Origin of the sequence: Streptomyces pseudogriseolus (genome assembly GCA_002154585.1) — a bacterium.
GTDB lineage: Bacteria > Actinomycetota > Actinomycetes > Streptomycetales > Streptomycetaceae > Streptomyces > Streptomyces pseudogriseolus.
Window position 1 is genome coordinate 1 of record MUNG01000431.1, and the last position, 4,012, is coordinate 4,012.

A 4,012-nucleotide genomic window follows, 5' to 3' on the forward strand; every position below is an offset into this window, starting at 1 on the left:
CCCCGGAGCCGCCCCCTCCGGTCTCGCCCGAGGACGACATCCCGGAGGACGACGACCCCGATCTGGACGAGTCCGCCCTCTCCGGTCAGGAGCTCCTGGTCCGCGAGCTGGGCGCGACGGTCGTCGAGGAGTTCACGAACGAGTAGCGGACGGGCGGGGCACCGCCGTACCGGCTCACGGGCTCAGGCGCCGGTTCCGGCAGGCCCGTGACCGGCCGGTTCGGAGGAACGTACAACCGCTCACGCCCCACCCGTTCGGAAGCCCGCACAAAGGACCCCCGCCGGCTGCCGTTAGGCTGACCCCCGTGAAGGTCCTCGTCATCGGCAGCGGCGCCCGCGAACACGCCCTGTGCCACTCCCTGTCCCTCGACCCCGATGTCACCGCGCTGCACTGCGCGCCCGGCAACGCCGGCATCGCCGAGGTCGCCGAGCTGCACCAGGTCGACGCCCTCGACGGCGCCGCCGTGACCGCGCTGGCCCAGCGGCTGGGCGCGGACCTCGTCGTGGTCGGTCCCGAGGCGCCTCTGGTCGCCGGGGTAGCCGACGCCGTGCGCGAGGCGGGCGTCCCCGTCTTCGGGCCCTCCAAGGAGGCCGCGCGGCTCGAGGGCTCCAAGGCCTTCGCGAAGGACGTCATGGCGGCGGCCGGCGTGCCCACCGCCCGCTCCTACGTCTGCACCACCCCGGACGAGGCCGACGCGGCCCTCAGGGCGTTCGGCGCCCCGTACGTCGTCAAGGACGACGGGCTCGCCGCCGGCAAGGGCGTCGTCGTGACCGACGACCTCGAAGCGGCCCGCGCCCACGCCGCCGCGTGCGAGCGGGTCGTCGTCGAGGAGTACCTCGACGGTCCCGAGGTGTCGCTCTTCGCGGTCACCGACGGCGAGACCGTCGTGCCCCTCCAGCCCGCCCAGGACTTCAAGCGCGCGCTGGACGGCGACGAGGGCCCGAACACCGGCGGCATGGGCGCGTACTCCCCGCTGCCCTGGGCCGACCCCAAGCTGGTCGACGAGGTCATGGAGACCGTGCTCCAGCCGACCGTGGACGAGATGCGCCGCCGCGGCACGCCGTTCTCCGGTCTGCTCTACGCCGGTCTGGCGATCACCTCGCGCGGTGTGCGCGTGATCGAGTTCAACGCGCGGTTCGGCGACCCCGAGACCCAGGTGGTGCTGGCCCGGCTGAAGACCCCGCTGGCCGGTCTGCTGATGGCCGCCGCCACCGGCAACCTCGCCCACCTGGAGCCGATCCGCTGGAGCGACGACGCCGCGGTCACCGTGGTCGTCGCGTCGCACAACTACCCGGGCACCCCGCGCACCGGCGACCCGATCACCGGCCTCGACGAGGTCGCCGCCCAGGACGCCCCGCACGCGTACGTCCTGCACGCCGGGACCCGCCTCGAGGGCGACACGGTGGTCAGCGCGGGCGGGCGCGTGCTGTCCGTGACGGCGACCGGCACGGACCTCACCGAGGCCCGCGACCGCGCCTACCGCGCCGTGGCCCGCATCGGCCTCGACGGCTCCCAGCACCGTACGGACATCGCGCGGAAGGCGGCGCAGGACGCGCAGAACGCGTAGGGCGCGTAGGGCGCCTGAGCGGCACGCACGGCAGGGCTGTCACTCACCGGCCCCGAAGCCACAGGCCCCGAAGCCACAGGTCCCGAAGTCACAGGCCCCGGATCCCCTGCGGATTCGGGGCCTGACCCTTGCCGTCCGTCGACCACCTTTCCCCAAAGCTATTCCATCGAGTGAGCGATGTGCCATCCGGCTGACGGGGGCCGGGGCCCCAACTAGGGTGCCGCGCAAGCGTTCCGGCACTTGGCCCATCGGCATTGCGATGTCAGTGGCGGGTGCCACAGTGGGGGCATGGGCAAGCCAGGACTGCGTCAGGCGCCGGGAGGGGGTGAGGGCGGGCCATGAGCGTGAGCGGTGCGGGACCGGACACCGGTGCGCCGAGTGCGCGGGCCCGGGCGCTGGCCGTGCTGCGTGTCCGCAGCCGGGCGCTCGCCGTCGCGCTGCTGCCCGCGGCCGCCGCGGTGATCCTGCTGGCCGGCGGGTCCACCGGGCATCTGCCCGGCCCCGGCTGGGACCTCGCCCGCCGGATCCTCACGCCCGTCGCCGTGCTGGTGCTGCTGCTCGCCGCCGGGGTCGCCCTGGTCGTCGCCCGCGCCCGCCCCGCCGTCAGCCCCACCGTGCCGATCGCCGAGGAGGCGGCCCCCGACCTGTACCGGATGGTGAGGGACCTCGCCGACCGCCTCGGCGTCCCCGCGCCGTCCGCCATAGCGCTCACGCCGGACTGCGACAGCTGGCTGGAGGACCGCACCCATCCGGCGCACGCGCCCCCGCCGCCCGAGGAGCGCGGCGACACGGCACAGGCGGGCCGGCCCGCACGCCGCGTGCCCGCCGCGCCGGTGCTGGTCATCGGCTCGCCGTTCCTGTGGTGGATGCGGGTGGCCGAGCTGCGCGCGCTGCTCGCCCCGGTCGTCGCCGGCACGGGACCGTCGGCGCACCCGGACATAGCCGCCGCCCGGCGCTTCGTACGGGGCCTGGACGCCGCGGTCGCCGTGACGTCGGCGCCGGACCGCGGGCCGGTGTCCCGCGCGGTGCTCGGCGGGGTCGGCCGGGTGGTCCGCCTGCTGCTGCACGGCAGCCGGGTGCACGCGGCCGAGATGGAGCGCGGGGTCGCCGCCGCCGCGGCCGAGCGCGCCAAGACCGTGGACTACGGGCTGCGGATCGTCGCCCAGGAGCAGGTCGGGCTCGCCTACGCGGGCTGGGACCGGCTGCTGACCCGGGTGGCGCTGCCCGCCTGGCGGATGGGCCGCTGGCCCGCCCGGCTCAACGCGGGCGTGGTCGCCGCCCTCACCGAGCTGTCCCGCCGGGACCGGCTGGCCGAGGGGTTCGCCTCCCGGCTGGGGGAGCGTCCCGCCTGCGACCTGCTGGAGGAGCCGGGCGCGGTCGACGAGGCCACCTCGCTGCTCGCCGCCCGTCTCTTCCACGGCGGCCCGGCGGAGACCGGCCCCGACTGGTCGCCGGTCCACTGGGGCGACTATCCGGAGGAGGTCGTCGACCGCAAGTGGCGCACCGACGCCGCCCGCCTGCACCGGATACTCGACCGCCTGCGCGTCCCGCCCGCGGACGAGGAGTCCCGGGCCCCCGACGGCCCCACCCTCGCCCGCGTCCTGACCCACCTCACCGCGTCACCGGACCTGCCCCCGGCACCCGTACCGGCCGTGACGGCCGTCGAGGCCCCCGCCCCGGACGAGGACGACCCGGCCGGCGGCACCGCCCATGGCGCCGCCCTCGCCGCGCGCCTCACGGCGGAGCTGGCCCGCGAGCAGGCCACCGCGGCCACCGTCGCCGCCGGTCCGCAGGGCTCCGCCACGCCCGACCCCGACCCCCTCCGCGACGACCGCGCGCTCCCCCTCTTCCCGCTCCAGCCGCCCCGCACCGGGCGCGAGCTGCTCGCCGACCACATCACGGCGATGGTCTGCTGCGCGGCGATGGACACCGTGGGCGCCGCCCCCGGCCTCGACTGGCTCGACGGACCCACCCTCCTCGTCGGCGGTGCCCGCGCCACGGACCTCTCGCCCCAGGTGCTGACCCTCATCGAGGACGGCGACCCCTCGGACCTGCGGAACTGGCTCACCCGGCAGGGCATACGCCCTGAGAAGCCCGTACGCCTCGCCTGAGCCGCGACCCCGCTGCCCGCCCTGCCGTCCACCCGGCCTCCCCACGCTCCCGGAGCGCATTGCTCCACTTCAACGCGCACGCGACGAACGGTGACGACGCCCGTGCGGAATGTGATGTGCTGGGGCCGTTCAGGCTCAGGGGAGGGGGAACGGTCATGCGACCGGAGCGCGTCAGCGACGAAGCGACGGGATCACCGGCACCCGACGACACCGACCCCGTCGATCCCTTGGATCCTTTCGCCCCCGTCACCCTCCCGTGGCCGACCCCCTCACCCCCTGCCGTCCCTACCGCCCCTTCCGCCTCCGACGACGGCACGGGCCGCAACTAGGGGTT

2 protein-coding genes and 1 pseudogene are annotated in these 4,012 nt (G+C 75.9%); all 3 read left to right on the forward strand.

What is annotated here, in order from left to right:
- Positions 1 to 146, forward strand: a pseudogene (locus CCN29_RS30050) (DNA polymerase III subunit gamma/tau); the annotation flags it as partial.
- Positions 147 to 304: 158 nt separating this feature from the next.
- Positions 305 to 1,567 carry a phosphoribosylamine--glycine ligase gene (gene purD / locus CCN29_RS30055; RefSeq protein WP_031018316.1) on the forward strand — a complete coding sequence of 421 codons (1,263 nt, stop codon included), beginning with the start codon at positions 305 to 307 and terminating at the stop codon, positions 1,565 to 1,567.
- Between the two features lie 338 nt (positions 1,568 to 1,905).
- Complete coding sequence (locus CCN29_RS30060) at positions 1,906 to 3,678, forward strand: hypothetical protein (RefSeq protein WP_086685683.1); 1,773 nt, start codon at positions 1,906 to 1,908, stop codon at positions 3,676 to 3,678.
- Positions 3,679 to 4,012 lie beyond the last annotated feature (334 nt).

Excerpts from the sequence above, each read along its gene's own strand:
- CCN29_RS30060 (WP_086685683.1), top strand. The coding sequence starts at position 1,906 with ATGAGCGTGAGCGGTGCGGGACCGGACACCGGTGCGCCGAGTGCGCGG.